The sequence below is a fragment of the Solimonas terrae genome, from assembly GCF_011067135.1.
GTDB lineage: Bacteria > Pseudomonadota > Gammaproteobacteria > Nevskiales > Nevskiaceae > Solimonas > Solimonas terrae.
Window position 1 is genome coordinate 242,053 of record NZ_JAAMOW010000005.1, and the last position, 25,141, is coordinate 267,193.

Sequence of the window (25,141 nt, forward strand, 5' to 3'; positions counted from 1 at the left end):
ACCGCGGGTAGACGGGCGCCTTGTCGACGGTCGGCTTCCGGCGTGCATCACGGCAGGGCGATCGCCGTTCCGGCCGAGTCGGTCAGCCGTCAACAACCGCAGCCGTTGCCGACAGTGCGGCGCAGGTCAGCGGGGCAGGGGCAGAGCAAAAAAGCGCCGCGCGTTGTTGCTGGTCAGCCGCGCCAGTTCGGCTGCATGCTGCCCGCGCGCGGTCGCAACGGCGCGCAGCACCCAGGGCAACAGCGCCGGCTCGTTGCGGCGATTGGCGCCGACGACAGCCTTGGGCGCCGTGCGCGGCAGCAGATAGGGCGCATCGGTCTCCAGCAACAGGCGTTGATCGCCGATGTCGGCAACGGCGTCGAGCAGATGCCGGCCGCGGCGCTCATCGCAGATCCAGCCGGTGATGCCAATGTGGCAGTCGAGCGCGAGGTAGTCGGCGAGCGCGTCGCGTGTGTCGGTGAAGCAGTGCACGACGACGGCGCCGAGTTGCGGACGATGCTCGCGCAGTATCGCCAGGAAATCGTCGTGCGCATCGCGCTGGTGCAGGAACAGCGGCTTGCGCAGTTCGATCGCCATGCGCAGTTGCGCGGCAAAAGCCCGGCGCTGGTCGGCGTGCGGCGAGTAGTTGCGGTTGTAATCGAGTCCGCATTCGCCGAGCGCAACCACTTCCGGTGCCATCGCCAGTTCGCGAATCCGTGCCGCGAGCGCTTCGTTCCATTCCGATGCGTGATGCGGATGCAGGCCGGCGGTCGCGAACAGCTGGCCGCGATGTCGGTTTGCCAGCTCGATGGCGCGGGCGCTGCTGTCGAGCGAGCTGCCGGTGACGACGATCTGCGCGACGCCGGCGTCGCGCGCACGACCGAGCACCGCGTCGAGGTCGGCATCGAAACTGTCGTGTGCGAGATTGGCGCCGATGTCGATCAGATCGAGCGGCGGGTCCGCGGCTTCCCGGCTCACGGCGTGCTGCGCGCCGTGTCCGGATAGCAGTCCTGGCGCCAGGTGATGACCTGCTCGACGTGCGCGGCCTCGCCGGGTGGGGGCGTGCGTTCCAGCATGTAGATCATCTGGAAGCTCATCAGGCGCTTGCTCTGCGCGGCGGGACTGCCGTTCTTGTCGGCATTCCACTGCCGGCACAGATAGCGTCCGTACCAGCCGCGGTGCGCCGCGTACTGCTTCTCCCAGAGCCGGCCGCGATAGGTCAGCCAGCGGATGTTTTCCTGCTCGGTAGCGTAGTTCTCCGGCTTGCTGTAGTCCGGCGCAGCACGCTGCGGGTGCAGCAGGTCGATCTCCGAGCCGTCCGCGAGCCGCGCCGGGAAGACCCACCAGCCGTCTTCCTTGAGCGGATACGGCGCAAACATGTTCCACAGCTGATCGATGCGCAGCACGCGGAACAGCGGCGTCATGGCGTGATAGCTGCGCGCCGGCAGTACGCGGATCGTGTGCAGGTTCCAGACGAACACCAGCACCACGAACACGCCGGCGATCCGGTACCAGTTGCGCGAGACCTCGAAGCGCGTGTCGCGCAAGGGCAGCAGCGCGGCACTGAGGCGCCCGAGCCATTCGCGTCGGCGTCCGACGAAGTCGTAGGCGGCGTTCCCGGGTGCGGTCAGCGCACCGATCCGCAGCAGTGGCGACAGCCAGCCGAACAGCGGCGAGTGTCGCAGCAGCACCGTGAACACGGACCACTTCAGATAGGCCTGTTCGTCGCTGTCGATCAGCACCCAGGAGTAGTTCGCCTCCAGGAGGGTCTTCGCGCGCGGCGTGTCCTGCGCCGGGGCGATCTGCAGCTCCGGGATGATCAGCAGCTGGCGCAGCAGAAGGCAGGACTTCACGCAAAAGCCGCAGTCGCGGTCGTAATAGAGTCGCGGCGCGGCCGCCAGCCTGGTGCTGCGTCGCCGTGCCGCGGCGTCCCACAACCAGCCGCCGGTGAAGATGGTCAACGACGCGAAGCTGACGAACGGAAAGTGACCGAGCTGCAGGCACAGCAGGAAGCCGAAGTGCATCGCCATCAGGCACAGCATCAGCAGCAGCCGCACCGGACGCAGGAAATACGGCGTGAAGATCAGGATCGGCGCCAGCATTTCCAGGAAATAGACGTAGGCCGACAGCAGCTTCAGCAGATGGGGAAAATTCAGCAGCCAGTGGCCGAACGGCAGCGCATGGCGGTCGAGCATCAGCGCGTAGTACACCGCCGTGAAATCCGGATACCACTCGTGCCCGGTCTTCAGCATGGCGCTGAAGAAGTACACCGACATCGCCTGCAGCAGCAGGCCCAGCGAAGCCCAGGACACGTGCAGATTGTCCTGCGGCGGCGGTGTGGTGCTGAGCGCGGCATCAACCGAATAGCGCGCCGCCAGCGGCAGGAACATCGCCCAGAACAGCAGGCAGCAGAGCAGCAGATCGCCGCCGATCAGCACCATGGGATCGCGATTGATCAGCGAGGCCCACAGCACGAACGACGCGATCGCGGCAAAACGCATGCGCCAGCCGAGCGCGAACATCAGCGCGAAGCCGGCCTGCACGATCAGCAGGCTGGCGACGAACCAGGCCTGGCCGTTGACCAGATACAGCGACAGGCGCCAATGGCTGTCGCTTTCGATCATCCAGATCCGCGGCATCACGCCGGCGTCGGTCCAGAACGCGTTCAGATCGCGGAAGCAGCTCAGCACGCACCACAGCAGCACGAGGCCGAGCACGACGCGGAACAAGGCCAGCGTGCGCAGGTCGATGCCGATCATTTCGGCGAGCCGCGGGTAGCGCTGGGTCAGCGGAGCGGGCGAGGAGCGTGGCGCGGCGTTCATGAGCGCGGATGCTGACCTTTCCGCGTGGCGGCTGGCAAGCAGATTCTGCCGATCGGGCAAAATGCCCGTTCCATTTGTTCGTTCGAGACCTCATGTCCGATTCGCTGCCCGCCGCCGGCGAAAGCCGCACCGAATTGATCCGCGGCCCTGCCGGCCTGATCGAGGCCAGCATTGCCGGTCCGCGCCTGCCGCTCGCCAACCCAGGCTACGCGCTGATCTGTCACCCGCATCCGTTGCTCGGCGGCGCGCTCAGCAACAAGGTCGTCTACACGCTGGCGTCCTGCGCACAGAAAGCCGGGCTGTACGCCCTGCGCTTCAACTTCCGCGGTGTCGGCCGCAGCGAAGGTGTCCACGACGAAGGGCGGGGTGAAACCGACGACGTGGTGTTTCTCGCCGAATGGCTGCGCGAGCGTCTGCCGGCCGGACCTCTGGTGCTGATGGGCTTTTCGTTCGGTGCCTGGGTCAGCACCAACGCCGCGGTGCGTCTCGCGCCGCACGCGCAGGTCAGCATCGCCCCGCCGTTCGCGAAATATTTCGACCATCTGCCGAAGCCGGCGCGACCGCCGTGCCCGTGGCTGGTCGTGCACAGCACGGACGACGATGTCGTCGAATACGAGGCGACGCGGACCATGCTGGACAGCTACGATCCACCGCCGCAGCTGGTGAGCTTCGAAGGCGCGGGGCATTTCTTCCACGGGCGCCTCAACGATCTGAGCGACACCGTGTTGCCGTTCCTGCAAACCCAGCTTGCGAGCTGAGCCGCTGGTATCCTGCAGGCGCTGACTGACTGCCATCGCAAACGTTCCACCGGGAGAGCCCATGATCCGCCGTCTTCTTTCCGTCGTACTTTTGCTCGGTGCCGCGCCGAGCGCGTTTGCCAACGACCTTCAGATCAGCTGCGGGTCCTTGCTCGAGTGCAACACGGCTTTCCAAGGTGCCGCCAAGGACATCGCTGCGGCCTTCAACTACAAAATCGTAGCGCCGGCCGAAGCGACCGGCGTGCTCGGCTTCGGCATCGCGGCGATCGCCAGCTACGCGCCGACCGAGCATCGCAGCGACTGGCGCACGCTGACCGGCGACAGCGTCGATCAGCTGGGCATGGTCGGGGCGGTGGTCAACAAGGGGCTGCCGTTCGGGTTCGATGCCGGCGCCTTCTACGCGAGCGTGCCGACTGCCGGCGGGGCCGGTGCCTACGGTTTCCAGCTGCGTTATGCAATTCTCGAAGGCGGCGTGGCCGAGCCCGCGCTCGCCGTAGAAGCGAACTACACCAAAGGCACCGGCATCGATGATTTCGATTACGACGCCTGGGGGGGCGACGCGATCTTGTCGAAAGGCTTTGCGTTCCTGACCCCGTATCTCGGCATTGGCTATGTCTCGGCGAGCGTCGATCCGCACAAGGATGTCTCGCAGACCTACGGTTTGATGAAGGAGAACGTCAAGCAGAGCCGCCTCTTCATCGGTTCGCGCATCGCACTGGGTTTCCTCGAGCTGACGCCCGAATACGAACGTTTCGGCAGCAACAATGTCTATAACGTCCGACTCGGGCTTTCGTTCTGATACGCATGTCTTGTCATGAGTTTTCTTCGCAAATTGTCGGCTGCTTTTGCAACGCCCCCGCCCAAGGCGGCCGTTGATCGGCATCTGGCGATGGCGGTGCTGCTGCTGGAAACGGCGCGTGCCGATTTCGAGCGCAGCCCGGAAGAGCTGGAGCTGATTCGCCAGCAGCTGGCGCGTGGCCTGCAACTCGATGCCGTGCAGACTGATGCGCTGATCGAGCGCGCGGCCGACAGTGCCGGCACCGCCGTATCGCTGCATGAATTCGTGGCCGCGCTCAATCACGAACTCGACGCCGACGGCAAGCGCGAGCTGCTGGTCTGGTTGTGGCAGGTCGCCCTGGCGGACGGTCACATCGAGCCGCGTGAAGAAGCGTTGATCCGTCAGCTTGCCGACCTGCTGTTCGTGCCGCACGCCGACTTCGTGCGCACGCGCATCGCGGCCGGTGGCTAGCAATTGGCGTACAGTTCAGGCTCGATTAAGAGCCGTCGTTCACGATTTCCCGTCAACGCTCCCGAGGAACCAGCCATGAATGCTTTCCGCAAAATCCGTCAGGTGGGACTTGGTGTCGGGCTCGCCCTGTTGATGGGCATGGCATCGACGTCGACCAGCTTCGCCGAAGGCGACCAGCCGGCCAACGGTGATATCCAGGCTCCGCACACTGCGGACAACGGTGCACCGGCGAACACCGATACCTACAGTGCCGACGAAGTCCGCGATGCGGCGACCAAGTTCTTCGGTTCGTCGAGCGAAGGTCTGGCCAAGGCGATCGAGAAGGCGTTCGCCGATCACGGCCGGCCCAATGCCTACATTGCCGGCACCGAAGGCGGCGGCGCGATCGTCGTCGGCCTGCGCTACGGCAAGGGCGTCCTGCAATACAAGGGCGGCGACAGCCAGAAGGTCTACTGGCAGGGCCCATCGATCGGCTGGGATTTCGGCGGCAACGCATCGAAGGTGTTCACGCTGGTCTACAACCTGCGCTCCTCGAGCCAGCTGTTCCAGCGGTTCCCGGCGGTCGACGGCAGCCTGTATGTCGTCGCCGGTGTCGGCATCAACTACCAGAAGAGTGGCGATATCGTGCTCGCGCCGATCCGCGCCGGCGTCGGCCTGCGCGCCGGTGCCAGCCTCGGCTACGTGCACTACACGCGCGAAGCGTCCGTCATTCCGCTCTGACGCGAGGATCGCAAAGGCCGGCATGATTGCCGGCCTTTTTCATGCGCGGCAGACTGCATCGTCTCCGACGGATTCACGACCATGCCCTTTGCCTTGCCGGTGATTGCCCAGACCGCTGGACTGCTGGTGCTGTCGAACGTGTTCATGACGTTCGCGTGGTACGCCCACCTGAAGAATCTGGAGAATCGCGCCTGGTATGTGGCGGCGGCGATTTCCTGGTCGATCGCGTTCTTCGAATACCTGTTCCAGGTGCCGGCCAACCGCATCGGCTACACGACGCTGACGCTGCCGCAACTGAAGATCATGCAGGAGGTGATCACGCTGACGGTGTTCGTGCCGTTCGTCGTGATCTACATGAAGCAGCCGATCAAGCTCGACTATCTCTGGGCGGCGCTGTGCATGTGCGGCGCGGTCTACTTCATCTTCCGATCCTGAAGCCGGCATCGGCACGGCGTTCAGAACACGCCCGGCAGCAGCCACCAGCTGTGCTTGCGATAGGCAGCCCATTGCGGATAGCGCGACATGCTGGCCTCCTTCATCGCCATGTTGGTGGCGAACAGCGTGCTCCAGATGATGGCCAGCCAGACCCACGGCAGCCAGTGGCCCACCATCAGCGCGAAGCCGCCGTAGATCATCATCTCGCCGAGATAATTCGGATGGCGTATGTAGCGGTGCATGCCGTCTGTGATCAGGCCGCGCTGCATGCGCAGCGTGAAGTATTTCTGTGCGTCGGCGGCGATCATGATCACGCTGCCGAGCATGCACAGGCTGATGCACAGGCAGAATCACGCTGCATCCGGCAGCGGATAGTGCGGCTGTGCCGTGCCGGAGATCAGCAGCCAGCCGAAGCTCCAGTACATCGCCAGACCGAACATGCCGCACAGTGCGGCGCCCCAGGTCACGCGCTTCTGCCAGCCCGGATCGGGGAACGCGAGATCCTTGGTCAGCCACACCAGTCCGTAGCTGCCGTGCAGGGCGAGATAGATCCACGCGGCAGTGGAGGTGGCCGCCGCCGTGCGGTCGGCGTAGTACAGCATCAGCGCGCCGAGAAAGAAGAACGTGCCGGCCTTCTGGGTGTTGATGATCCACGCGAACTTGAGCACGCGCGGGCCGCCGCCGATGTCGGTCAGCCACCAGTCGTTGAAGCGGCGCAGGGTTCGCGCCCAGGCCGGTGCCGAGCCTGGCGTTGCGGTCAATGGTGCAGCGGTCGAGTGATTCATGACGGACTCCGGTGACGCTGTTTGGACGCTACTCTATGGCGAACGACGACGCCTGGGGACAGAAATGACGATTTCCGCAGCCGAATACGCGCGCCACGACGCGCTCGGTCTGGCTGAACTGTTGCAACGCGGCGAGCTGGCGCCGCAGGAGCTGCTGGAGACCGCGATCGCCGCGGCGCAGAAACTCAATCCGCAGCTCAATGCGATCGTGCGGCCGATGCACGAGATCGCGCGCGCGCGCGCCGCGGCGCCGCTGTCCGGACCATTCGCCGGTGTGCCGTTCCTGGTCAAGGATCTCTGTCAGGAATACGCCGGCGTGCCGACGTCGTACGGTACCCGCGTGCTCAAGGACGAGCGCTACGCTGCGAGCGAGCACGCCGAGATGGTGCAGCGCTGGCTGCGTGCCGGACTGGTCGTGTTCGGACGGACCAACACGCCGGAGTTCGGGGCCAAGGGCATCACCGAACCGGAAGCCTGGGGGCCGTGTCGCAATCCATGGAATCCGGCGCACACGCCGGGCGGCTCCAGCGGCGGCTCGGCAGCGGCGGTGGCGGCCGGCATCGTGCCGGTTGCGGGCGCCAACGACGGTGGTGGTTCCATCCGCCTGCCGGCGGCGCATTGCGGACTGTTCGGGCTCAAGCCCGGACGCGGTCGTACCCCGCAGGGGCCGCGCTATGTCGAGCGCATGCACGGCGCGGTGATCGATCATGTGCTGACGCGCAGCGTGCGCGACAGCGCGGCGATGCTCGACGCGACCCACGGCCCCGAACACGGCGCGCTGTTTCATGTCGCCCCGCCGGAGCGGCCTTACATCGACGAAGTCGGTCGCGATCCCGGACGGCTGAAGATCGGGTTCACCGCGCGCTCGCCGATCGGTACCGCGGTCGATCCGGAAGCGGTGCAGGCGGTGCGCGATGCCGCGAAGCTGCTCGAATCGCTTGGGCATCATGTCGAGGAAGCGGAGCCGCAGATCGATGGTCCGCAACTCGGCAAGGACTTCATCACGATGTGGTTCGCGACCTGCGCCGCGAACATGGACGACGTGCGTCGCGGCACCGGCTGCCGGGAAAGCGACTTCGAACTCGACACGAGGGCGATGGCAGGCTTCGGCCGCGCGCTGCGCGCGAATCTGTACGTGGAAGGCTATCTGCGCTGGAATGAATACGCGCGCCAGCTCGGCGATTTCCATCGCCGCCATGATCTGTTCCTGACACCGTCGCTGGCGCTGCCGCCGGCCCGCATCGGCGAGATCCGCACACCGGACTGGCAGCAGCGCGCGCTTCGCATCCTGCTGGCGCTCGGTCTCGAAGGCCTGCTGCTGAAGTCCGACATCGTCGATCAGATGGTGCACGAAAATCTCAAGTGGGTGCCGTTCACGCAGCTCGCAAATCTCACCGGCGTACCGGCCATGTCGGTGCCGACGCACTGGACCGCCGCCGGCTTGCCGCTCGGCGTGCAGTTCGTTGCCGCGCCGGGCGGCGAGGGCCTGCTGTTGCGTCTCGCGGCGCAGATCGAACAGGCGCAGCCCTGGGCGCAGCGTCGACCCGCCATTCATCTCGCGAATTCCTAGTCCCGCCGGCGATGTATGGCGCCTTGACCGAGGAGCAGTGGCGGCAGCGCTTCGTCGCGCGCGCGCCGGCGCTCGCGGCGGTCGCGCCGCGCCTGTTTGCGGCCAGTCCGTTCGTTGCCGACGCGTTTGCGCGTCTTTTCGATGACGACAGCGCGGAGTTCGATGCGCTGATGCGTTCGCGCGCCGACGGCGAACTTGCCGTCGCGCTGCTTGCCGCCTGTGCCGACGATGACGAGCCGGCGTTGATGCGTCGTCTGCGCCGTTTGCGGCGTGCCGAAATGGCGCGTATTGCGGTGCGCGACATTGCCGGCATCGCGGAACTCGACGAGACCCTGGGCGATCTGTCCGCACTCGCCGATGCCTGCATCGAGGCCGCTTTGCGCAACGCCGGCAAGCGCCTGCGTCAGCGGCATGGCGTGCCGCGCGACGCGGCCGGCGACGAAGTCGGGCCGCTGGTGCTCGGCATGGGCAAGCTCGGTGGACGCGAGCTCAATTTTTCGTCCGACATCGACCTGATCTTCTGCCACGGCGATTCCGGCGAAACCTGTCCAGAGCCCGGTCGAGGGGGCGACGGTGCGCGCGGGCTCAGCAACGAGGAATATTTCGTGCGGCTTGCACAGGACGTGCAGCGTCTGCTGGCCAGCCAGACCGAGGACGGTTTCGTGTTTCGTGTCGACCTGATGCTGCGGCCGTTCGGGTCGGCCGGCACGCTGTCGGTGTCGTATGCCGCGCTCGAAGAGTACTACCAGGCACACGGCCGCGAGTGGGAGCGCTACGCACTGATCAAGGCGCGACCGGTCGCCGGCGACATCGACGCCGGCCGCGTCCTGCTCAAGGTGTTGCGGCCGTTCGTCTATCGACGCTATCTCGACTACAACGCGATAGGCAATCTGCGCAACCTCAAAGTGCTGATCGCCGAGGATGTCGCGCGGCGCGGCGAAGAGGACAACGTCAAGCTCGGGCGCGGCGGCATCCGCGAACTCGAATTCATCGTGCAGTCCTTCCAGCTGGTGCGCGGCGGCGCCGAGAGCGCCTTGCGCGATGCGCGGCTGCGGCCGGTGTTGCGTTATCTCGGCGGTGCCGGTCATCTCGACAGCGCCGTCGCCAGGCAGCTCGACACCTGCTACGTGTTCCTGCGCCGGCTCGAGAACGCGATCCAGATGTACGGCGATCAGCAGACCCACACGCTGCCCGTTCAGGACGACGCCCGGCGGGCACTGTGCGCGGCGCTCGGTGCCGCCGACTGGACGGCGCTGTCGGCGCAGGTCGAGTTCGTGCGCGGATTCGTCCAGCAGCAGTTCGACGCCATCTTCAACGAGCGCGGTGCCGCCGACGCCGACGCGTCAAGTGCCGAACGCAAGCTGGTGCGCGCGTTGTGGTTCGCGATGAGCAGTGGCGACACCGCGCTCGCCGATCTGCGCGCTGCCGGTTTTGCGCAGGAGCCGCAGAAGATCGTCGCCGCGCTCGAAGATCTGCGCAATGCACGGCTGGTGCGTGCGATGCCGGACGGCGACGTGCAGAAAATGATCGCCCTGCTGGCGACGCTGTTCGAGGCGGCGCGAGAGCAGACCCGACCCGAGACCGCCTTGTGCCGGACGCTGCGGGTGGTGCAGGCGATAGCCGGCCGCTCGACGTATCTGAGCCTGCTGCATGACAACGCCGAGCCGCGTGCGCAGCTCGTACGCCTGTGTGCGGCCAGTCCGTGGCTGAGCGCCTTGATCGCGCAGTCGCCGGTGTTGCTCGACGCGCTGTTCGATACGCGCACGCTGTATGCACTGCCCGGCCGCGACGAGCTGCGCGACGAATTGCTGCAGCGGCTTGGCGAGCTCGCTCCGGGTGACACCGAAGCCGGCATGGATCTGCTGCGTCGCTATCAGAAGGAAGTGACGCTGCGCATCGCTGCTGCCGATCTGTCGGGTGCCCTGCCGCTGGTGCAGGTCAGCGATCGCCTGACCTGGCTCGCCGAGTCGCTGGTCGATGCGGCGCTGGCGCGCGCCTGGGACGAGATGCGCAGTTCGTACGGCGAGCCCCTGCGCGGCGACGGCGAACGCGCGGGGTTCGCGGTCGTCGCCTACGGCAAGTTCGGCGGCATCGAACTCGGCTACGGCTCGGATCTCGACCTGGTGTTCCTGCATGACTGCGATCAGCTCGACGCCGATACCGTGGGCGGCGCACGCGCGATCAACAACGGCGTGTTCTACGCGCGGCTCGCGCAGCGGTTGATCAACTGGCTGGCAACGCAGACTCCGGCCGGGCGCGTGTACGAAATCGACATGGAGTTGCGGCCGAACGGAAAGTCCGGACTGCTGGTCAGCAGCCTGCAGAGCTTTGCAGGCTATCAGCGCGAGTCGGCATGGACCTGGGAGCATCAGGCACTGACGCGCGCCCGCGCGGTCGCGGGCGACCCGGCGATCCGCGACGCGTTCGAGTGTGTCCGCCGCGAAGTGCTGACGCGCGCCCGCGATGCGGGACAGCTGCGCGCCGACATCGCCGACATGCGGGCAAAGATGCGCGCCGAACTCGATCGCTCGACCGACGCCTTGTGGGACATCAAGCAGGGGCGTGGCGGCTTGATCGACATCGAATTCATCACGCAATACCTCGTGCTGCGCGACGCGCAGCGTGCGCCGGCGCTGGTGAACTACAGCGACAACTGGCGTCAGCTGGACGCGCTCGCGGCCGCCGGCAGCATCGACGGCGAGGATCGCGATGCCCTGATCTGCTGTTATCGACGCTACCGTGCCTGGGCGCACGAGCGTTCGCTGCAGGAGGAGCAGGTGCGGATCGCCGCCGACCAGTTCGCCGACGAGCGTCGATTCGTCAGCGGACTGTTCGAGCGACTGTTCGCCGCGCGGCTTCGCTGAAGATTCACCGGGTCGACTGCCTTGCAAGACCGGCAAGCACGGCGCCGACGTCCGGGCAGCCTCAGGCATAATCCACAGCGCCGACCGCAACTGCCGCGATGATTCTCTCGAACCGCTACAACTTCCTGTACGTGCACATTGCCAAGACCGGCGGCACGAGCGTGCGCGCGGCGCTCAAGTCGCTGCAATGGAAGGACCCGTACTATCTCGCCCAGTTCATCTGCTCGCGCCTGTCGCACCTGAGCGGCCATCGCATCGCCGCCAAGCTGCCGCGTCACGCCAAGATCATCGCCGCGCAGGAGATGCTGCCGCAGGAATTCTTCGACGGTCTGTTCAAGTTCGCGTTCGTGCGCAATCCCTGGGATCTGCAGGTGAGTTCCTACCATCACCTCAAGCGCGAGCGTCCGCATCTGCTCGAAGGACATGAATCCTTCGAGGCCTTCACGCGCTTCAAGCTCGATCCGGCACGGCCGTATCAGTACCACCTCGATACTTCGATCACGCCGCAGTCGGACTACCTGATCGACCTGCACGGCAGGATGCTGACCGATGTTCTCGGCCGCTATGAAAACCTGCACGACGATTTTTCCGCGATCTGCCGGCGCATCGGCGTGCCGACCCCCGAGCTGCCGCACAAGCGTCAGGCGACCGATCGCAGCAAGGACTATCGCAGCTACTACCGGGATGACCTTGCCGAGCTGGTGGCCCGGCACTTCGCCCGCGACATCGAACTGCTGGGCTACCGCTTCGATCCGCAGTGAAGACCATGCCGGCGATCCGCGACATCGCCGCGCCCGCCAAGGCCCGCCGTCCTTCGGCGATGGTCCGCGAATAGGTGAGCGCCCGCATGCCGCATCTTGCCATTCTGGTTTCATACTCCGGTGCCGGCGGCGTCGAACGCGTGATCAATCTGCTCGCAGGCGAGCTGGCGCAGAAAGTCAGGGTCGATCTGCTGACGATCAAGCAGCAGGGCCCTCATGTCGACGGCATTCCGCGCAATGTGCGACTGATCCCGCTGACGGCACGGCACGCCTGGACGGCGAGCAGTGAAATAGCCGCCTATCTGTCGAGCGAGCGACCCGATGTGTTGCTGGTCGCCAAGGATCGCGCCGGCAGAGCCGCGCTGCGCGCGCAGCGACGCGTCGATTCGCCCAGCCGGCTGTGGTTGCAGATCCATACCAACATGACGCAGTCACTGGCGGGTTCGGGCCGGATTTCGCGAGCGTGGCGGCTGGCGGCGATGCGCCGCATCTATCCGCTCGCGGATGGCATCGTTGCCGTCTCGCGCGGCGTGCGCGACGACCTGATCCGGGAGTGCCGCTTGCAGCCGGAACGTGTCCACGTCATTCACAATCCGGCGATTCCGCGCGATATCGAGCAGTTGGCGCAAGCGCCCGTTCCCCATCCCTGGCTTGCCGATCCGGAGCGGCCGGTGATCATCGGCATGGGGCGCCTGACCGAACAGAAGGATTTCCGGACCCTGCTCGCGGGCTTTGCGCGCCTGCCGTCGCCGGTGCGCCTGATTCTCCTCGGAGACGGTGAGCAGCGCGCCGCCTTGCAGCGGCTGGCCGATGAACTCGGCGTCGCCGAGCGGGTGCTGTTTGCCGGGTTCCGGAAAAACCCTTACGCATGGCTGGCGCGTGCGCGCCTGTTCGTGCTGTCGTCTCGCTGGGAAGGCTTCGGCAACGTGCTGGCCGAAGCGCTCGCGCTCGGCGTCCCCTGCGTGTCGACCGACTGCCCGAGTGGCCCGAGCGAAATTCTCGACGGCGGCCGATTCGGTGAGCTTGTTCCGGTCGCCGATGTCGAGCGGCTGGCAATCGCGATGCAGGAAACCCTCACGCGGCCTGTCGACGCCGAACGATTGCGAAGCGCGGCGAGCGACTTCCGTGTCGAGGTCAGTGCAGCGCGCTATCTGGCACTGCTCGGCCTGGCATCGAGCACTTCGGCGTAGACCGCCAGCACGGACTCGAGCATCGCCCGGGTGCTGAAACGTTCCAGATAGAGTGCGCGGCCGACGCCGCCCATCGCCGCTCGTCGCGGTGGATCGTCGGCCAGCGTCGCGATGGCGTCGGCGAGCGCATGGCTGTCCTCTGCGGGAACGAGCAGGCCGCTGCCGTTTTCGGCGACCGCTTCCGGAATGCCGCCGATGCGGCTGGCGATCACCGGCACCTGCATCGCCGCGGCTTCGACCAGCGACAGCGACAGCGCCTCCCGCCGCGACGGGCCGAGCACGATATCGGCCGCCGACAGCAATGCTCCGACATCATCACGCTGCCCGAGAAAACGCACCTGTGCCGCGAGCCCGGATGATTCGATCTGCCGGCGCAACTGTTCGCCGCAGGCATTGCCGTCATCGCCGGCCAGCAGCAGCTTGATGTCCGGTCGCGCCAGGCGTTTGACGGCCTCGATCGCGACATCGTGACCCTTGTCGTGAATCAGGCGCGCGACCATCAGCAGCACCACATCTCGGTCGTCGAGCCCCAGGCGGCGACGCGCCTCGGGGCGTGGCGGCGCGCTCGTGGCCGGGTCGTCGAAGCCCGGGTAGGCCAGGCGCGTGCGTTCGCCTGGATAACCGTGGGCGATCAGCGCCTGGCGCACGGCGTCCGATACGCAAAGCAGCCGCTGCACGCCGTCGAAGTAGCGATAGGAGTGCGTCGAATGGGCGGTCGCCACGGCCGGTCGTTCGCTCCGGCGAGCGCTCCAGCCCGCATAGCGCGCGCCGCGCTGCGTGTGCCCGTGCAGCAGATCGGCACGCCACCGCCGGGCGAAGCGTGCCAGACGCCAGGCTGAATACGGATCGAACATGCCGCGCATCGGCAGATGCATCAACTCGATGCCCTGCGACCGGCACTGTTCGCCGAGCCAGCTGTCGCCCGGGCCGGCGAAGCAGGCCACATGCCCGGCGGCATTCAGACCGCGCAACAGCTGCAGGACATGGCGTTCGACGCCGCCGAGGACGTGGCTGTGTTCGACGAGGATGATCTTCACGGCGACAGCCAGGACAGCGGACGCCGATCGGCGAAGCGCCGGCGACCGGGTCGGCCCCGGTCCCGATGTCGTGCCCGCTTGTCAGACACCGTAATGTCCGCGGTACCACTCGACGAAACGCCCGATGCCGGTCGCCAGCGGGGTACTGGGTGCGAAGCCGACCGCGGCGCTGAGCGCGTCGATGTCGGCGAAGGTGCGCGCCACGTCGCCAGGCTGCATCGGCTGCAGTTCGCGGATCGCCGTGCGGCCGAGTGCCTGTTCGAGGATCTCGATCATGCGCAGCAGCTGCACCGGATTGTTGTTGCCGATGTTGTAGAGCCGGAACGGTGCCGACGAGGTGCCGGGATCGGGCCTGGCCGCTGACCAGTCCGGATTCGGCTGCGCGATCCGGTCGCTGACGCGCACGACACCCTCGACGATATCGTCGATGTAGGTGAAATCGCGTTCCATCCGGCCGTTGTTGAAGATCGGAATCGGGCGGCCTTCGAGGATCGCCTTGGCGAAGATGAACATCGCCATGTCCGGCCGGCCCCAGGGGCCGTAGACGGTGAAGAAGCGCAGGCCGGTGGTCGGCAGCCGATAGAGATGGCTGTAGGTGTGTGCCATCAGCTCGTTGGCTTTCTTGCTGGCTGCGTACAGGCTGATCGGGTGGTCGACGTTGTGATGCACCGAGAACGGCATTTCCGAGTTCAGGCCGTAGACCGAACTCGAAGAAGCGTAGGTCAGATGTTCGACGCCGTGATGGCGACAGCCTTCGAGGATATTGGTGAAGCCGACCAGATTGCTGTCGACGTACGCGTGCGGGTTGAGCAGCGAATAGCGTACGCCGGCCTGCGCCGCGAGATGCACGACCCGCTCGAAGCGCTCACGCGCGAACAGTGCCGCCATGCCTTCGCGATCGGCGAGGTCGAGCTTGACGAAACGGAAGCCGGGCTTGCCTTCGAACTGTGCGAGGCGCGCTTCCTTGAGACGCACGTCGTAGTAGTCGTTGACGATGTCGAGACCAACCACCTCGTCGCCGCGCGCGAGCAGCCGCTGTGCCGTATGGAAGCCGATGAAGCCGGCGCAGCCGGTGACCAGAATTTTCATGTCGGGACTCTCACAGGCTCCAGTACGGGCGTGAAGGCGAAAGCGCCAGCCGATCGCAGGCCGACTTCAGATCGGCGAATACGCCGCCTTCGAGCAGGCGCGCTTCCCACTCGGCGACCGGGCAACGCAGGTAGTCGGCGTGCGGCACCGCCAGTACCAGGCCGTGCAGGCCGCTGAACGTGTCGAGCGACGACAGCGTCAAACCATATTCGTGCTGCGCTTCGACGGAGTCGGCGAGCGGATCGTGAATCAGTGGCTCGATGCCGAAACTGCGCAGCTCGTTGACGATGTCCGGCACGCGCGAATTGCGCAGGTCCGGCACGTTTTCCTTGAACGTCAGGCCGAGGACGCCGACGCGCGCGCCCTTGATCGGCATGCCCTGCGCGATCATGGTCTTCACCAGCCGCTGCGCACAGTAGGCGCCCATGCCGTCGTTGATGTGGCGGCCGGCAAGGATCACCTGCGGGTGCAGGCCAAGCGCTTCGGCCTTGTGCGTCAGATAGTAGGGATCGACGCCGATGCAGTGGCCACCGACCAGACCCGGCGTGAAACGCAGGAAGTTCCACTTGGTGCCAGCCGCGGCGAGCACATCGCTGGTGCGGATGCCGATGCGCTCGAAGATCAGTGCCAGTTCGTTCATCAGCGCGATGTTGAGGTCGCGCTGGGTGTTCTCGATTACCTTCGCCGCCTCGGCGACCTTGATCGACGGCGCGCGATGGATGCCCGCCTCGATGATCGCGCCGTAGGCCGAGGCAACGCGTGTCAGCGTCGCCTCGTCTTCGCCGGACACCACCTTGACGATCTTGCCCAGCGTGCGTTGGCGATCACCCGGATTGATGCGCTCCGGTGAATAGGCCAGCCGGAAGTCGGTGCCGCGCCTGAGTCCGGATACCTGTTCCAGCAGGGGGCCGCAGACGTCTTCGGTGACGCCCGGGTAGACGGTGCTTTCGAAGCAGACGATCGCATCGCTGCCGGCGCGCAGCGCGCGGCCGACGGTCTCGCAGGCGCGTCGCAAGGGGCCGAGATCCGGCTGGCGAGCGGCGTCGATCGGCGTCGGCACCGTGACGACATACAGACTGGCGCCGACGAGATCGGCTTCGTCCAGCGTGCAGCGCAGCGGACTGGCACGCAGGGTCTGTGCGTCGACCTCGCCGGTGGTGTCGCGGCCGGATTGCAGGCCATGAACCCGCTGTGCCGAAATGTCGAAACCGAGCGTGCCGGCAAATGCATCCGCAAATGCCAATGCGACGGGCAGACCGACATAACCCAGGCCGACGACGACGATCTTCTCGCTGTTCATGGATATCGTGATGTCCGTACGGCGTTGAACCGTGCTTTGCAGGCCCGGTTCAGGAGGCTGTCGCCGGCTCTGCGCGACGCACGGCTTCGCCTTTCGGCTTGTCCTTCATGTGCAGTTTCCAGGCATAGCCCAGCACGTTGTCGCCGAACGAGATGCCTTTGCGCGGCAGTGCCAGCGGATCGAACGCGGCGGTGGCCGCGCCGCGCTGGCAGGTGACGCCGGTGCGGTAGCCGGCCGCGGCCACCGCCTCGACGGTGGCGAGATCGTGCGAGCCATAGGGATAGCAGAAGTGCGGCACCGCGCGGCCGGTTTCGTCTTCGATGCGGCGTTTGCTGTCAGTGACTTCGTGCAGCAACGTAGCGGCCGGTGTGCCGGCGAGGCGGATGTGCTGGTAGCCGTGGCTGCCGACTTCAATGCCGCGCGCCGGCAGTTCGCGAATGCGGGCAAAGCTCATCAGCGGTGGCGTCCCGTGCCCCGGCACGTCGCCCATCCACGCCGCCGTGCCGCCGGCCATGCCGGCGATCACGTAGACGATCGCCGGGTAGGCGAAGTCCTCGAGAATCGGCAGCGCGTTTTCGTAGAAATTGTCGCAGCCGTCGTCGAACGTCAGCACCACGGCGCGCGCCGGCAAAGGCCTGTGCCCGGCCAGTGCGTCGAGCGCATCGCTCATCGACAGCACGCTGGCGCCGATCTGTTTCAGATAGCGCATCTGCGCACGGAAGCGATCGACATCGCAGTAGTTGGCGCGGTGCTTCGTCATCGGTGCGAAGCGACCGACTTGGTGATACATCAAGATGCTGATGCCGGCCATGCGCAAATTGTAGCGGCTCTACCGGTCGGCGCCGAGCAGTTCGCGGTAGACCGCGAGATTGCCATCGACCATCGCGTCAACCGAAAACTCGTCGGCGATCAGGCGGCGGCCGGCGGCGCCTAGTGCATGGCGTCGCGTGTCGTCGCGTGCGAGGGCGATGATGGCGTCGGCCAGCGGCGCGACCTCGTGCGGCGGCACCAGCACGCCGTTGACTCCATCGCGCACGGCTTCGGGAATGCCGCCGGCATCGGAGGCGACAATCGCCACGCCGTTCGCCGACGCCTGCAGCAGGGACACGCCCAGACCTTCGGCAAACGCCGGATGCACCAGCAGGTCCAGGCCTTCGAGCAGCTTCGGCAGGTCTTCGCGATAGCCGGCCAGATGCACGCGACCCGCCAAGGCAGTACTCGATGCACGGGCCTGCAGCTCGTCGTGCAGGCTGCCCTTGCCGAAGAACAGCAGCTGCAGCGTCGGAATTTCCGCGAGCAGTCGCGGCATCGCATCGAGCAGCACGGCGTGGCCCTTGCGGCGGATCAGCTGCGCGACGATCGCGATCACGAACGCGTCGGCGGGCAGGCCGAACTCGGCACGCAAGGCGTCGCGCGACAGCGGCGTCACCGGCTCTGGCGTGAAGGCGCTGCGCACGATGCGGACCTTGGCTGGCGGCACACCGCTGTCTTCCAGCACCTTGCCGATCGCGGCCGAAATCGCAACGACGCGATCGTAGAGCCGGTATTTGAAGCGCGTGACCAGCGGCGATTCGCGATGGTCGTTGCGCCGTGAATAGACGATCGGCAGGCCATGCAGGCGGCCGGCGATCGCGCCGAGGATTTCCGGTCCGCGGCGACTGTGCAGGTGCAGCAGGTCGGGCTGCTCGACGCGCAGCAGGCGCCGCAGGCGCGGGATCAGCGGCAGGTCGAGATCACCGGCCATGGTGATCGCATGCAGCTTCGCCGGCAGTTCGGCCATGCGTCGCGCTGTCAGCGACTGTCGCGGGCAGACCACCACATTGTCGACGCCACGTCGCGCGAGACCGTCGATCAGGAACGCGACCTGACGGGCGCCGCCGTAGAAGTTCTCGCCGGCTTCGACGTGCATCACTTTGAGCATGGCGGGGTCGCGGGCAGAGCGGGGGATGGCGGCCATTATACTGGCGGCCCCGGCAATCACGGCCCTTACATGAAGCCGATCGAATCCATCGCCGTTCACGACTGGCAAGCACCGATCGCGGCGCAACTGGCGGCACAGGCGCTCGATGCGCTGGAGGCCGGCAGCGTGCTGCGCCTGCCGCTGCCGTTCACCCTGCGGGCGGAGGAGCGCACGCTGCTGTCGCCGCAGCTGCTCAGCGGTACGCGCAAGAACATCAGCTACAACCCGGCCAGCGGCCGCCTGCAGGGGGCCGACGGTGACGCCGTGCTCGAAACGAGGCTCCGCGGATTCCTGGCGCGCTATCACGCATCGGCGCGCGCGCTCGTCGAACATCTGTTCGCGCCCTACCGCGATGCGCTGATCGATGGTCGCGCCAGTTATCGCCCGGCCGAGATCGCCGGCCGTGTGCCGAAGTCCTGGCGCCACGACGACACGCGTGTGCATGTCGATGCCTTTCCGGCGACGCCGGTACATGGCCGGCGGCTGCTGCGCGTGTTCAACAACATCAATCCGCATGGCGAGCCGCGGCGCTGGCAGGTCGGCGAGCCGTTCGCGGCAGTGGCGGCGCGCTTCGTGCCGCGCGCACCGAAGCCGAACGCGCTGCAGGCGCAGCTGATGGCGGCCACGCGCATCACGAAGTCGCTGCGCAGCCCCTACGATCACTACATGCTGCAACTGCACGACGGCATGAAGGCCGACCTCGGCTATCAAGCCCAGGTGCACAAGACCGCGGCCGAATTTGCACCGGGCGAGACCTGGATCGTCTATTCCGATCAGGTGTCGCATGCGGTGCTGGCCGGCCGTTACATGCTCGAGCAGACGTTCTACGTGCCGGTCGCGGCGCTGCAATATCCCGAGCGCTCGCCGTTGCGCGTGCTCGAGAAATTGACGGGGCGGGCGCTGTTGTAGGCGCGGCGCGAGCCGCGTTGCTGGTGCCGGCGCCATTTCCGCAAATGCAGTCAGGGCCGGGTTTGGTGCGCCGCGCGTTCGCGCCACAGCTCGGCGTGTGTGATGCCGAGCGCATCGGGATCGAATTGTGGGTCCTTGCCGGCTTTCTTCTGCGCTTCGTAGTCCTTGAGTGCGAGCAGCGCCGGCTTCTGCAGGATCAGGATCGCGATGACGTTGAGCCAGGCCATCAGACCGACACCGATGTCGCCCAGTGCCCAGGCGACGCTGGCGCTGCGCACGCAGCCGTAGACCACCGCGGCGACGATGCCGATGCGCAGCACGAGAATGGTCCACGGACGATGGCCGCCGCGATTCAGATACGCGATGTTGGTTTCCGCCATGTAGTAGTACGCGACGATGGTCGTGAACGCGAAGAACAGCAGCGCGATGGCGACGAAGCCGGCGCCATAACCCGGCAGCACCGATTCGACGGCGTGCTGCGCGAAGCCGGGTCCGGCCTCGACACCCGGCAGCTGTTCGACGAGCGTGCCGCCGGCCGGGTTGACGACGTTGTACATGCCGGTCGACAGGATCATGAACGCGGTCGCCGAACAGACCAGCAGCGTATCGACGTAGACCGAGAACGCCTGCACGTAACCCTGCTTGGCCGGGTGCGAAACCTCGGCCGCCGCCGCGGGGTGCGGGCCGGTACCCTGACCGGCTTCGTTGGAGTAGATGCCGCGCTTGACGCCCCATTCGACCGCCAGACCGAGCACCGCACCGAATGCGGCCTTGGCGCCGAACGCGCTGCCGAAGATCAGCGCGATCATGCCCGGCAGCCGCCCGATGTTCATGAACATGATCAGCAGCGCGACCAGCACGTAGGCGGCTGCCATGAATGGCACGACGAATTCGGCGAACTGTGCGATGCGGCGTACGCCGCCGAAAATGATGAACGCCAGTGCCAGGCTGATGGCGATGGCGGTGACCATCGGTGTCAGTCCCCAGGCGGTCTGCATCGAGGTAGCGATGCTGTTGGCCTGCACGCCCGGCAGCAGGAAGCCGGTCGCGAGCACGGTGGCGCCGGCGAACAGCCAGGCGTACCAGCGCTGGCCCATGGCCTTCTCGATGTAGTACGCCGGGCCGCCGCGATACTGGCCCTGATCGTCCCTTTCCTTGTAGATCTGTGCGAGCGTCGATTCCACGTACGCGGTGGAGGCACCGAGAAACGCGACCATCCACATCCAGAACACCGCACCCGGTCCGCCGAAGGCGATCGCGGTGGCGACGCCGGCGATGTTGCCGGTGCCGACGCGGCCGGACAGCGACATGGTCAGGGCCTGGAATGCCGAGACGCCGGCGTCCGATTTCCTGCCGTCGCGCATCAGGCGGATCATTTCCGCAAGGCCGCGCACCTGCATGAAGCGGGTGCGGATCGAGAAGTACAAGCCGGCGCCGAGGCACAGAGCGACCAGCGCGCGGCTCCAGATCAGGTTGTCGATCGAATTGATGAAGGTGTCCAGAAAACTCCCCTTGTATGGCGCGCTGCGGCTGATGGTCCGCTGTGGTGTAGCAAGATTCGTGGCAGTCGTCCCGCCCGATCCCGATCTCAGCGGCCCAGCAGCTGTTTCGCGGCCGTCGCGACGCGCGCCGGCACAAGGCCCCGCATGCAGTCGAAACGGCCGTCGCAAGTCGGGTGACGACGGCAGGGTGCGCAGGGCAGCGCGTCGTACATGACGCGCAAGGGCGAGTCGGCGCCCTGACGGTAGGGGCAGGTCGAGCCGAACAGCGCAATCATCGGCGTGCGCACGGCGATGCCGATATGCGTGAGGCCGGTATCGACGCCGATGCCGAGGTCGGCGGCGGCCAGCCAGGCCGGCAGTTCCGTCAGTCTGGTTTCACCGACCAGATTGACCAGCGGCGCCGCTGTGGCCGCGGCGATGCGTGCGGCGGCTTCGCGATCGCCCGGACCGCCGAACATGACGCAAGGTCCGAGGCCGAGTTCGGCTAGGCGCCGGACCAGTTCCGGCCAATACGCTTCGGGCCAGTGTTTCTGCGGCCGTGTCGTGAACGGGCAGATCGCGATGAAGCGATCCAGACCCAGCGCCGCGCGTTTGCCGGCGATCGTGGCCCGCATCGCGTCGTCGATCGGCAGCCGGGGCGGACCGGCGTGCTCGCCGCTGACGGTTTCGGCGAAATGGCGGTATTCGGATGCGATGTCGTCCGCCATGCCGCCCTTGTCGAGCAGGCGATGCATCCAGAACTGTGCCGGCTCCTTCGATCGGAAACCGACACGAAAACCGCCGGCCAGCCGTGCGAGCAGGCGCGACTTGAACAGGCCCTGCACTTCGAAGACCCAGTCGAAATACCGCAGACGCAGCTCGCGACGCAGGCGCAGCAGGGCGGCCGGCGACTTGAACAGTGTGGCCGGCACGCGGATCACCTCGTCGATGCGCGGATCGCCATCGAGGATGCCGGCGAAGCCGGCCAGTGCCAGCCAGCTGATTCGCGCACCTGGCCAGCGCTTGCGCAAGGCGTCGAGCATTGAGCTGGCGAAGACGATGTCGCCGAGCGCCGACAGGCGCACGATCAGGATGCTTGGCGCATCGGCATCGGCCGGGGCCGGCAGGGCGAAAGGGGTCTGGGACACGGGTGCGTGGCGAACGAGTCGAGCGGACAATGCTGCGGTCTGCATGCCACCCGCGCAAGTCTCGGCCGCAGGGGTTTGCCGTGATAGGCATGGCCGGGCGATTCCCTATAATTGCGCCCTCCTGATCGGCGATGCGCGCGGCGCGTCGTCATTCCCACAGTCCAAGGGCGGAATGCTGCAATGACTTCTTTTGCCGAACGCGACGGTTTTATCTGGTACGACGGTGAGCTCAAGCCCTGGCGCGAGTGCACCACGCATGTGCTGACCTACACGCTGCATTACGGTGTCGGCTGCTTCGAAGGTGTGCGCGCGTACAAGACGCCGAAGGGCACCGCGATCTTCCGCCTCGAAGAACACACCCGGCGCCTGTTCAACTCGGCCAAGATTCTCGGCATGAACATGCCGTGGTCGCAGGAGCAACTCAACGAGGCGCAGAAGGAAGTGCTGCGCGTCAACAAGCTCGAATCCGCCTACCTGCGGCCGATGGTCTTCTACGGTTCGGAAGGCATGGGCCTGCGCGCTTCCGGTCTGAAGACGCACGTGATCGTCGGTGCCTGGACCTGGGGTGCGTATCTGGGCGCCGACAACATGGAGCGCGGCATCCGCATCAAGACCAGCTCGTTCCAGCGCCAGTATGTCAACGCGTCGCTGTGCCGGGCCAAGGCCAATGCCAACTATCTGGGCTCGTCGATGGCGCTCAACGAAGTGCTGCGCGACGGTTACGACGAGGCTCTGATGCTCGATCCCGAAGGTTTCGTCGCCGAAGGCAGCGCCGAAAACATCTTCGTCATCAGCAACGGCGTGATCAGCACGCCGGACGTGACCAGCGCGCTCGACGGCATCACCCGCCGCACGGTCATGCAGCTTGCTCATGACTTCGGCTACAAGGTCGTCGAACGGCGCATCACGCGCGACGAGGTTTATATCGCCGACGAAGCGTTCTTCACCGGCACCGCCGCCGAAGTCACGCCGATCCGCGAGATCGACAATCGCCCGATCGGCGAAGGCCGCCGCGGGCCGATCACCGAGAAGCTGCAGGCTGCGTATCTCGCGCTCGTCAACGGCGAGAGCGGCAGCTACCCCGAGTGGCTCTCGCACATCTGAGCATCCGGTGACGAACGCCGACCTCCCGGACTTCGCGCCGGCGCGTGTCCTGGTCGTCGGCGATCTGATGCTCGATCGCTACTGGATCGGGCCGACCTCGCGGATTTCACCGGAAGCGCCGGTGCCGGTGGTTCGTATCCGCAGGGACGAGACCCGACCCGGCGGCGCCGCCAACGTGGCGCTCAATGTCGCCAGCCTCGGCGCGTCGGCGGCGGTGCTCGGTGTGGTCGGTGCCGACGAAGCGGCGCGCATGCTCGGCGAACAGCTGCAGGCGCGTCACATCGCGGCCGATTTCATCATCGCCGCGAGCGCGCCGACCATCAGCAAACTGCGCGTGCTCTCGCGCAACCAGCAGCTGATCCGTCTCGACTTCGAGGAAGCGCTCGACGAGGTCGGCAGTTTCGACGGCGAAGCGCTGGCCTCGCATTATGCGCAGGCGCTGAGCCGCTGCAGCGTCGTGGTGCTGTCGGACTACGGCAAGGGTACCTTGCGCGATGTCGCGGCACTGATTCGTGCCGCGCGTGCACAGGGCAAGGCCGTGCTGGTCGATCCCAAGGGCAGCGACTGGCAGCGCTATCGTGGTGCGAGCCTGTTGACGCCGAATCTGTCCGAATTCGAGGCGATCGTCGGCGTCTGCCGCGACGAGGACGAACTGGTGGCGCGCGCCGAGGCCCTGCGCGCCGAACTCGAACTCGAAGCCTTGCTGATCACGCGCAGCGAACACGGCATGACGCTGGTGACGCCGGAGCGGCCGCCGCTGCACGTGCCGACCGCTGCCCGCGAAGTGTTCGACGTGACCGGCGCCGGCGATACCGTGATCGCGACGCTGGCAGCGGCGCTTGCGGCCGGCGTGCCGCTCGCCCGTGCCTGCCTGCTGGCGAACGCCGCGGCCGGCGTCGTCGTCGGCAAGCTTGGCACCGCGACCGTCTCGCTCGCTGAATTGCGGCAGGCCATCAGCGGCCAGTCCGCGACCGGCGGTGTGGTCGACGAACCCGCGCTGCTGGCGGCCGTCGCCGCCGCCCGCGCTGCCGGCCGGCGCATCGTCATGACCAATGGCGTGTTCGACGTGCTGCATGTCGGCCATGCGCGCTATCTAGAAGACGCGCGCCGTCTCGGCGATCTGCTGATCGTCGCCGTCAACGACGATGATTCGGTGCGCCGCCTGAAAGGGCCGAGCCGGCCGCTGAATCCCTGCGCCGATCGCATGGCGCTGCTGGCTTCGCTGCGTTGCGTCGACCATGTCGTTTCGTTTTCCGAAGACACGCCGGCACGCCTGATCGGTCACGTGCTGCCCGATCTGCTGGTCAAGGGCGGCGACTACCGGCCGGAGCAGATCGCCGGCCACGACGCGGTCACGGCGCACGGCGGCCGCGTGCTGGTGCTGCCGTTCCACGACGGCTACTCGACGACCTCGCTGATCGACAAGGCGCAGCGCTAGACCGGAAACGCCGGCGCGAAGCCCTCCCGCAGCAGGCGCAGGGCGTTGGCCATGAACGACACTGCGTGATACAGGCCGGCGAGCATGATCAGTTCGATCAGCTGCGCATCGTCGAAGTGCGCACTCAGGGCCTGCCAGAGTTCGTCGTCCACCGTGCTGCGTTCGTGCAGGGCGTCGGCCAGCGCCAGCAGCAGCTGTTCCTGCGGCGACCAGCAAGCCGCGGCCGCATCGCTATGCACGCTCGCGGCGATCTCGTCCGCCTGCCAGCCGGCCTTGTCAGCGTAGACCGCGACGTGCACGCCCCATTCGTATTCGGCGCCGCAGCGTGCGGTGGTGCGCAGGATCATCAGCTCGCGCTGACGGACGTCGAGCGTGCCGCGATCAAGCAGGCCGCCGGCCATCATCCGCTGCAGCATGCGCGGATTGCGTGCGACGCAGCGAAACAGCGTCAGCGGTGGCGCGCCGCGCATGACGGTGTCGAAAGCGGTTTGCAGGTCGGTGCTGTAGGGAGGATCGAGCGGGGCTATGCGGCTGGCGGACAT

At 66.5% G+C, this 25,141-nt stretch carries 24 protein-coding genes; 12 read left to right on the top strand and 12 right to left on the bottom strand.

Going from position 1 to position 25,141, the window contains the following annotated elements:
* Positions 1-126 precede the first annotated feature (126 nt).
* A complete protein-coding gene (locus tag G7Y85_RS20280; RefSeq protein WP_366514951.1) occupies positions 127-957 on the bottom strand; it encodes a TatD family hydrolase in 831 nt (276 codons plus the stop codon).
* Entirely contained in the window at positions 954-2,801 is a 1,848-nt protein-coding gene (locus G7Y85_RS11465) for a DCC1-like thiol-disulfide oxidoreductase family protein (protein ID WP_166256768.1), read from the bottom strand. The genes G7Y85_RS20280 and G7Y85_RS11465 overlap by 4 nt, the downstream gene beginning before the upstream one ends.
* 92 nt (positions 2,802-2,893) lie before the next feature.
* Here G7Y85_RS11465 and G7Y85_RS11470 point away from each other — a divergent pair, with 92 nt between their 5' ends.
* The 5 genes from G7Y85_RS11470 (at position 2,894) to G7Y85_RS11490 (ending at position 5,963) form a co-directional block, all read left to right on the top strand.
* Positions 2,894-3,559 (top strand): alpha/beta hydrolase, encoded by a 666-nt coding sequence (locus G7Y85_RS11470; protein WP_166256771.1) that lies wholly within the window; start codon positions 2,894-2,896, stop codon positions 3,557-3,559.
* A 61-nt stretch (positions 3,560-3,620) separates the two neighbouring features.
* Positions 3,621-4,358 (top strand): DUF6588 family protein, encoded by a 738-nt coding sequence (locus tag G7Y85_RS11475; protein ID WP_166256774.1) that lies wholly within the window; start codon positions 3,621-3,623, stop codon positions 4,356-4,358.
* A 15-nt stretch (positions 4,359-4,373) separates the two neighbouring features.
* Complete coding sequence (locus G7Y85_RS11480) at positions 4,374-4,808, top strand: tellurite resistance TerB family protein (protein WP_166256777.1); 435 nt, start codon at positions 4,374-4,376, stop codon at positions 4,806-4,808.
* Positions 4,809-4,883: 75 nt separating this feature from the next.
* A complete protein-coding gene (locus tag G7Y85_RS11485; RefSeq protein WP_166256780.1) occupies positions 4,884-5,528 on the top strand; it encodes a DUF1134 domain-containing protein in 645 nt (214 codons plus the stop codon).
* 81 nt (positions 5,529-5,609) lie between these two features.
* Positions 5,610-5,963, top strand: a complete 354-nt coding sequence (locus tag G7Y85_RS11490) for a DMT family protein (RefSeq protein WP_166256783.1) — start codon at positions 5,610-5,612, stop codon at positions 5,961-5,963.
* Between the two features lie 20 nt (positions 5,964-5,983).
* Here the strand turns inward: G7Y85_RS11490 and G7Y85_RS11495 are convergent, their stop codons facing one another.
* Both G7Y85_RS11495 and G7Y85_RS11500 read right to left on the bottom strand, forming a co-directional pair.
* Positions 5,984-6,307 carry a methyltransferase family protein gene (locus G7Y85_RS11495; protein WP_366514959.1) on the bottom strand — a complete coding sequence of 108 codons (324 nt, stop codon included), beginning with the start codon at positions 6,305-6,307 and terminating at the stop codon, positions 5,984-5,986.
* A gap of 6 nt (positions 6,308-6,313) precedes the next feature.
* Positions 6,314-6,748 carry a hypothetical protein gene (locus tag G7Y85_RS11500; RefSeq protein WP_166256788.1) on the bottom strand — a complete coding sequence of 145 codons (435 nt, stop codon included), beginning with the start codon at positions 6,746-6,748 and terminating at the stop codon, positions 6,314-6,316.
* Between the two features lie 64 nt (positions 6,749-6,812).
* Here G7Y85_RS11500 and G7Y85_RS11505 point away from each other — a divergent pair, with 64 nt between their 5' ends.
* The 4 genes from G7Y85_RS11505 (at position 6,813) to G7Y85_RS11520 (ending at position 13,133) form a co-directional block, all read left to right on the top strand.
* The gene (locus G7Y85_RS11505; RefSeq protein WP_194241160.1) at positions 6,813-8,318 is read left to right on the top strand and encodes an amidase; all 1,506 of its coding nucleotides are present in this window, start codon (positions 6,813-6,815) and stop codon (positions 8,316-8,318) included.
* 23 nt (positions 8,319-8,341) lie between these two features.
* On the top strand, positions 8,342-11,182 hold the full coding sequence (gene glnE, locus G7Y85_RS11510; protein ID WP_241696125.1) for a bifunctional [glutamate--ammonia ligase]-adenylyl-L-tyrosine phosphorylase/[glutamate--ammonia-ligase] adenylyltransferase: 2,841 nt from the start codon (positions 8,342-8,344) through the stop codon (positions 11,180-11,182).
* Between the two features lie 98 nt (positions 11,183-11,280).
* Positions 11,281-11,943, top strand: coding sequence for a sulfotransferase family 2 domain-containing protein (locus G7Y85_RS11515; RefSeq protein WP_166256794.1), 663 nt, complete (start codon positions 11,281-11,283; stop codon positions 11,941-11,943).
* Between the two features lie 86 nt (positions 11,944-12,029).
* A complete protein-coding gene (locus G7Y85_RS11520) occupies positions 12,030-13,133 on the top strand; it encodes a glycosyltransferase (protein WP_166256797.1) in 1,104 nt (367 codons plus the stop codon).
* On the opposite strand, the gene G7Y85_RS11525 is transcribed toward G7Y85_RS11520, so the two are convergent.
* The 5 genes from G7Y85_RS11525 to G7Y85_RS11545 form a co-directional block, all read right to left on the bottom strand.
* On the bottom strand, positions 13,091-14,170 hold the full coding sequence (locus G7Y85_RS11525) for a glycosyltransferase (RefSeq protein ID WP_166256800.1): 1,080 nt from the start codon (positions 14,168-14,170) through the stop codon (positions 13,091-13,093). The two genes, G7Y85_RS11520 and G7Y85_RS11525, sit on opposite strands and share 43 nt — an antisense overlap.
* An 81-nt stretch (positions 14,171-14,251) precedes the next feature.
* On the bottom strand, positions 14,252-15,259 hold the full coding sequence (locus G7Y85_RS11530) for an NAD-dependent epimerase (protein WP_166256803.1): 1,008 nt from the start codon (positions 15,257-15,259) through the stop codon (positions 14,252-14,254).
* 10 nt (positions 15,260-15,269) lie between these two features.
* On the bottom strand, positions 15,270-16,559 hold the full coding sequence (locus tag G7Y85_RS11535; protein WP_166256806.1) for a nucleotide sugar dehydrogenase: 1,290 nt from the start codon (positions 16,557-16,559) through the stop codon (positions 15,270-15,272).
* Positions 16,560-16,608: 49 nt separating this feature from the next.
* Positions 16,609-17,370, bottom strand: coding sequence for a polysaccharide deacetylase family protein (locus G7Y85_RS11540; RefSeq protein WP_166256809.1), 762 nt, complete (start codon positions 17,368-17,370; stop codon positions 16,609-16,611).
* A gap of 18 nt (positions 17,371-17,388) precedes the next feature.
* The gene (locus G7Y85_RS11545; RefSeq protein ID WP_166256812.1) at positions 17,389-18,480 is read right to left on the bottom strand and encodes a glycosyltransferase; all 1,092 of its coding nucleotides are present in this window, start codon (positions 18,478-18,480) and stop codon (positions 17,389-17,391) included.
* A gap of 69 nt (positions 18,481-18,549) precedes the next feature.
* Here G7Y85_RS11545 and kdoO point away from each other — a divergent pair, with 69 nt between their 5' ends.
* The gene (kdoO, locus tag G7Y85_RS11550; RefSeq protein WP_166256815.1) at positions 18,550-19,428 is read left to right on the top strand and encodes a Kdo hydroxylase KdoO; all 879 of its coding nucleotides are present in this window, start codon (positions 18,550-18,552) and stop codon (positions 19,426-19,428) included.
* Positions 19,429-19,478: 50 nt separating this feature from the next.
* On the opposite strand, the gene G7Y85_RS11555 is transcribed toward kdoO, so the two are convergent.
* The gene (locus G7Y85_RS11555) at positions 19,479-20,963 is read right to left on the bottom strand and encodes an alanine/glycine:cation symporter family protein (RefSeq protein WP_494546248.1); all 1,485 of its coding nucleotides are present in this window, start codon (positions 20,961-20,963) and stop codon (positions 19,479-19,481) included.
* Between the two features lie 53 nt (positions 20,964-21,016).
* Positions 21,017-22,057: a glycosyltransferase family 9 protein gene (locus tag G7Y85_RS11560; protein ID WP_366514952.1), complete on the bottom strand. Its 1,041-nt coding sequence runs from the start codon at positions 22,055-22,057 to the stop codon at positions 21,017-21,019.
* A 180-nt stretch (positions 22,058-22,237) separates the two neighbouring features.
* Here G7Y85_RS11560 and G7Y85_RS11565 point away from each other — a divergent pair, with 180 nt between their 5' ends.
* Together G7Y85_RS11565 and hldE are read left to right on the top strand one after the other, a co-directional pair.
* A complete protein-coding gene (locus tag G7Y85_RS11565) occupies positions 22,238-23,161 on the top strand; it encodes a branched-chain amino acid transaminase (protein WP_166256821.1) in 924 nt (307 codons plus the stop codon).
* Between the two features lie 67 nt (positions 23,162-23,228).
* Positions 23,229-24,599 carry a bifunctional D-glycero-beta-D-manno-heptose-7-phosphate kinase/D-glycero-beta-D-manno-heptose 1-phosphate adenylyltransferase HldE gene (gene hldE, locus G7Y85_RS11570; protein ID WP_241696146.1) on the top strand — a complete coding sequence of 457 codons (1,371 nt, stop codon included), beginning with the start codon at positions 23,229-23,231 and terminating at the stop codon, positions 24,597-24,599.
* Here the strand turns inward: hldE and G7Y85_RS11575 are convergent.
* The gene (locus G7Y85_RS11575) at positions 24,596-25,141 is read right to left on the bottom strand and encodes a carboxymuconolactone decarboxylase family protein (protein ID WP_166256827.1); all 546 of its coding nucleotides are present in this window, start codon (positions 25,139-25,141) and stop codon (positions 24,596-24,598) included. The genes hldE and G7Y85_RS11575 overlap by 4 nt on opposite strands.